The following is a 4,715-nucleotide window of genomic DNA, read 5'->3' as shown; positions in this document are numbered from 1 at the left end:
CAAGAACGGACTGATCGCTATAAGTCGGAACTGACCGACTCAGGCTCTAGTTACACGTTTGGCAACAAGACATTAACAGAGTGCGAATTAGTCCTTGACTATGTTTGACTACATTTTAAGGAACAGAACTAGAAATAAATAATTTAAACATAAGGTGATTTAAAATAAATTATTGCAAATAAGAATCATTATATATAAGTATTAAGATTTTTGCTTTTGTTTTGAAAATAGAATTGGCCTTTAAGGGAAGATGCAGCGATTAAAATTTTATAATAGCGCTCTAGCTATCCTGAAGCATTTTTTCAGGATAGCGGTTGAATCGAAAAATTAAGTAATGACGTTTAAGTTCACATCAATATTATTGCGGGTTGCATTTGAATACGGACAGACAATATGCGCGGCATCTACCAGTTTTTGCGCTTCTTGCTGATCCATACCTTCAAGATGGATATTTAAAGTCACCTCAATACCAAACCCGGTCGGAATTGGACCAATTCCTACATCACCCTCGATATAAGCATCTTTACTCATATTCAGTTTGTCACGATTGGCAACAAATTTCATCGCACCCAAGAAACATGCCGAATAACCTGCGGCAAAGAGCTGTTCAGGGTTGGTTCCACCACCAGGTCCCCCCATTTCTTTGGGCACGGCCAATTGTACATCTAAAATCTGATCGTCAGAGGTGGCGCGGCCATCACGACCACCTGTGGCTTTGGCATGTGCGGTATAGACGGCTTTTTCTAATGACATGAGCTTAATCCCTATTTATTGTTCATGGAGCTTCTATGCTCGGCGATTTTGCCTGAAGAATAAGCAGGGATTTTGTTAATTTATGCAAGTATCCGGGCAGGTTTCTTAAGAAAGTTGTAGCAGTTTACGATGTTGCATTAAAGGCATGGATTCACGGATTTTTTGCTGTTCACTTAAATCAAAGTCCACCGTAATCAAATGTGCGCCATCAGCATGGATCATATTCAACAGTTGGCCGCGGCTATTGGTGGCAGCTGCATGCCCCCAAGTCTGACGTTTTTCACCATGCCAGCCTTGTTGAGCAGCGCCAAGTACCGAACACTGGCTATCCATGGCACGGGTTTGCAGCAATAACTGCCAGTGCATTTCACCGGTGGTATAGGTAAATGCAGAAGGCGCAGTCAGGAGATTTGCACCCTTAGCACGTAAGCTTAAAGCCAGTTCTGGAAAGCGCAGGTCATAACAGACCATCAAGCCGATATTGCCAAAAGGAGTCTTGGCAACGACCACATCTGTGCCGGGTTCAAAGAATTTAGACTCCTGATAACCACCGACAGCATCGCCGACTTGCACATCAAACAAATGAATTTTGTCATAACGCGCTTCGGTTCGTTCAGGACTGATACACAGACTGACAGTACGCACCCGGCCATCTTGAATGATTGAACCATCCGGACGATAAGGGCAGGGCAAAGTCCCGGCCACAATCCAGGTTTGATATTGATGGGCAAGTTGTTCCAGACGTTGTTGAATGACTTCAAATTGTGCAGCAGTTTCGCGTTGTTTGCCTGCTGCGAAACAGACGAAATTTTCCGGGAAAACAATTAACTCAGCACCATTGGCCTTACTTTGTTGAATTAAAGACTCAATCTCCACAAAATTGGCGTCAATTTCATTTTGAGAATTCATTTGTGCAACAGAAAGTAAAGTCATGCGGTCCTCTTATATAGTCGTTATACCTTTTGCTCGGAGATTTTATCTAAATTGTCTTGCTCTTTCTGTAACTGTTTGACTAAAGGTTCAAACATATTCTGGTTGCTTTGATTTAGCTTCATCAAGGTTTTATGCGCATCCAGAACGGTATTGAGCATATTTTGATGCGTCACATGTTCTTCCATCAGCGCACGGGTGCAGACATTCGGATCGCCACAATAATTCAGAATCACAAACACCTGGCTCAGTCCCATACTGTTGGCCAAAGTAGTAATGTCGGAATTGGTAGAAAGCATAACAGCTTGAATATTATGTACTTGCTTGAGTTTCAGTCCTAACTTGGCCAAAACACCGAGTACGGTACTGTCAATAAAACTGGTTTCGGTGAGATCAACGATAGCGCCAACTACGTTGTCCTGCTGTTCAATTTTGTTCAGTAATTTGTCTAGACTAATACAAGATTGGGCACGCACTTCGCCGATAAGCTTAAAAATATGCGTTCCATTCAGACTTGCATATTCAACATGACCTGTTGACATATAAATGCCATTTGCAGAGAAGGATATTAAATTATCCCATAGGGTGTATTGATACTCAAGTAGCTGAAAGTGGTAATCAAATTAAGTGCTTATAAAGTCTGTAAATATACTGCTAATTTACGCGGATAAAGCTTAAAAAGGCGATATCGTCGGCCACATGTTCTGGAGCCTGAAATGACTCATTCTGCAAGTGATGTAATAATTGCGAAAATTGCTCATTTAATCCACCATCAAAGGGTTCCAGTGCACCATCTGAACAGATGATAAAACGGGCATTAGGGCTTAATACCCATTCGTTTTCTTCAACCTCAAGCTCTTCGGTCAGACCTAAAGGGAAGCTGCTGGTAGAGAAAATCTTAGGCTCTTGATTGGGTTCAAATATAATCGGTGGGGGATAATGTCCGGCACTGGACCATTTTAATACATGGGTTTCCAGATTTAAAATCCCGGCAATCATGGTGATGTGCTTTTCAATATTTTCCTGCATTAGCATGCCGTTAAGCTTTTTAATCAGCTCGCGCGGCGTTTTGGAGCGACCGTGAAAAGCAGCCATCCAGGACGTGAGTAAACTACTGGTGACGCCATGTCCAGATACATCGGCCAAATAGAAAATCACTTCTTTGTCGCTAATTTTCCAGTAATCATACCAATCTCCTGAAAGATAGGCTGAAGGCTGAAAATAAGTTTCGACCTCATAATTGGTCAGTTTAATCGGGTTGGGTAACAATCTTTTTTGTAGTTCTGCCGCAGAAGGCAGATCACGGCTATCCTGGTTACGTTTATATTGCGCATCAATTTTTTGCAGCGCCAGGTCAGGATTTTCAGGAAGTTTATTCCAGATCCAGCCTGCCAGCGCCCCTTGCTCCCAAGCCTGAGCCAACGCTGTGCCTTCATGCTCTAAGGCCAGCACAATGGTAGGCAGATTCCACTTATATTTCAGATAGTCATGTACATCTGCAATTGCGATAATCGTAGAATCATACAGCTCATGATCATCCAGATAGATCATCTGAATATGCGGAAGCGTATCAAGTACCTGATCTAAATAGGGAATATCACGAGTCGGTTGAATGAAATACATAAAAAAGTGATTCGATCTCAGGGTTGGTTATACGATGTACTATAACAAGCAAGGTATTGCTAGCGAACAGATTTCACTAGCAATCATACATCAAGCATGAACTTAAAGATCTTCTTCTGAAGATTCAATATTGTTCTCATCAAAAGGTATATCTTCAGAACTATCTTCTTCGAAGTCATCTTCTAGGAATAGGGTATCTTGTTCTGTACCTTTCTTTTCAGCAATCGCGTAATTGGTGCGTTGCAAGTAAATATCCCGAATCTGGGCATAACGATCACCGGTCAGCACCCCTTCAACATCCAGTATTTCCGAGCGGTTATCAATGGCACGCCAGAACTGGTCGGTCCAGTAAAGCCCATCTTCATCTTCGAGAAGATATTTTTGTGGGCGGGTTTGACTATCTACAGCAGTACCAATCACCCCACGCACTGAACTTGGGCCTAAAAATGGCAACATAATATAAGGACCAGACGCAACACCATAATAACCCAAAGTAGTTCCAAATCTCTCGTCTTCATGACTTAAACCAAGGCGACGTGCCGGATCAGCCAAACCTAAGGTCGTTAAAGTATTAATGGTAAAACGTCCCAAGGATTTTGCTGCGCGGGTCGGACGGCCCTGAATCAGCTGATTGACTACATTCCAGGGTTCACCCAGGTTATTACGGAAATTGGTGTAGCTACCGCGGACATCCTGTGGAACTTTCTCAACATACTGAACAGCTATAGGACGTACCACAGTACGGTCAATCGCATCATTAAACTGATAAATCTTTCTATTTAACGGTTGGAAAGGATCTTTGACTTCTTCAGCCTGTGCTGCACTGGCATCGACTTTTAGCTGTGTCTGTAATTGTTGTGCCTTGGCCGATATTTTGGTTCTGAGTGGCGTTTTCAAAGATTCATTTTCCACATCCGTGTTGACCTCTGCGAAAACATGTACGCTTGATACTAGAGAAAATAAGCATATAGATAAGTAAATAGAACGATGCATAAGGAAACCCGAGGCCTTGTCTGAGTAAGGAGCACTACTTATTAGTATAAAAATAATAAACGTTATATTCACGAATAGACATCATTTAAGCAAATTTGTATAAAAAATGAATGAAAATACACAAAAAGAGTAAAAAATGTACATGCAAAATAATTTTCTTGAAAAAGGTGTTGCAAGCGCCCTGAAATGCTGTAGAATGCACATCCATCGGCAGTGATGAAGATTAAAACTTCTGATAAAACAGTAACTTAGCACGAGGTGTTAAGATTAGGTTTTGTTGGTTAAGTTCAAATTAATTTGAATTACGGATTGACACTTTAGAAATTCAGTGTAATATAGCCGACCTAGCTTGCTGGTGACGAATCAGCAAGAAGATCATTAAGAGATTATGAAGAACAACTTGTGTGGATTTTTAC

5 protein-coding genes are annotated in these 4,715 nt (G+C 41.5%); all 5 read right to left on the bottom strand.

Annotation, left to right across the window (positions count from 1 at the left end; translation table 11 throughout):
- Window positions 1-327: 327 nt before the first annotated feature.
- The 5 genes from FTV30_RS15545 to FTV30_RS15525 all read right to left on the bottom strand — a co-directional run bounded on the left by FTV30_RS15545 (window position 328) and on the right by FTV30_RS15525 (window position 4,299).
- Complete coding sequence (locus tag FTV30_RS15545) at window positions 328-753, bottom strand: organic hydroperoxide resistance protein (RefSeq protein WP_005095836.1); 426 nt, start codon at window positions 751-753, stop codon at window positions 328-330.
- Window positions 754-858: 105 nt separating this feature from the next.
- Window positions 859-1,686, bottom strand: a complete 828-nt coding sequence (locus FTV30_RS15540; protein WP_159138730.1) for a carbon-nitrogen hydrolase family protein — start codon at window positions 1,684-1,686, stop codon at window positions 859-861.
- Window positions 1,687-1,706: 20 nt separating this feature from the next.
- The gene (gene gigB / locus FTV30_RS15535; RefSeq protein WP_004647542.1) at window positions 1,707-2,225 is read right to left on the bottom strand and encodes an anti-anti-sigma factor GigB; all 519 of its coding nucleotides are present in this window, start codon (window positions 2,223-2,225) and stop codon (window positions 1,707-1,709) included.
- Between the two features lie 112 nt (window positions 2,226-2,337).
- The gene (gigA, locus tag FTV30_RS15530) at window positions 2,338-3,306 is read right to left on the bottom strand and encodes an RsbU family protein phosphatase GigA (RefSeq protein WP_005095839.1); all 969 of its coding nucleotides are present in this window, start codon (window positions 3,304-3,306) and stop codon (window positions 2,338-2,340) included.
- A 102-nt stretch (window positions 3,307-3,408) separates the two neighbouring features.
- Window positions 3,409-4,299, bottom strand: a complete 891-nt coding sequence (locus FTV30_RS15525) for a VacJ family lipoprotein (RefSeq protein WP_074384079.1) — start codon at window positions 4,297-4,299, stop codon at window positions 3,409-3,411.
- Window positions 4,300-4,715 lie beyond the last annotated feature (416 nt).

Origin of the sequence: Acinetobacter sp. YH12255, assembly GCF_013417355.1 — a bacterium.
Classification (GTDB): Bacteria; Pseudomonadota; Gammaproteobacteria; order Pseudomonadales; family Moraxellaceae; genus Acinetobacter; species Acinetobacter pseudolwoffii.
Note: the sequence above shows the minus strand (reverse complement) of the source record. Positions and strands in the feature narration are given on the sequence as shown.

Coding starts and splice junctions, on each gene's coding strand:
- FTV30_RS15545 (WP_005095836.1), bottom strand. CDS start 753: ATGTCATTAGAAAAAGCCGTCTATACCGCACATGCCAAAGCCACAGGT.
- FTV30_RS15540 (WP_159138730.1), bottom strand. CDS start 1,686: ATGACTTTACTTTCTGTTGCACAAATGAATTCTCAAAATGAAATTGAC.
- gigB (WP_004647542.1), bottom strand. CDS start 2,225: ATGTCAACAGGTCATGTTGAATATGCAAGTCTGAATGGAACGCATATT.
- gigA (WP_005095839.1), bottom strand. CDS start 3,306: ATGTATTTCATTCAACCGACTCGTGATATTCCCTATTTAGATCAGGTA.
- FTV30_RS15525 (WP_074384079.1), bottom strand. CDS start 4,299: ATGCATCGTTCTATTTACTTATCTATATGCTTATTTTCTCTAGTATCA.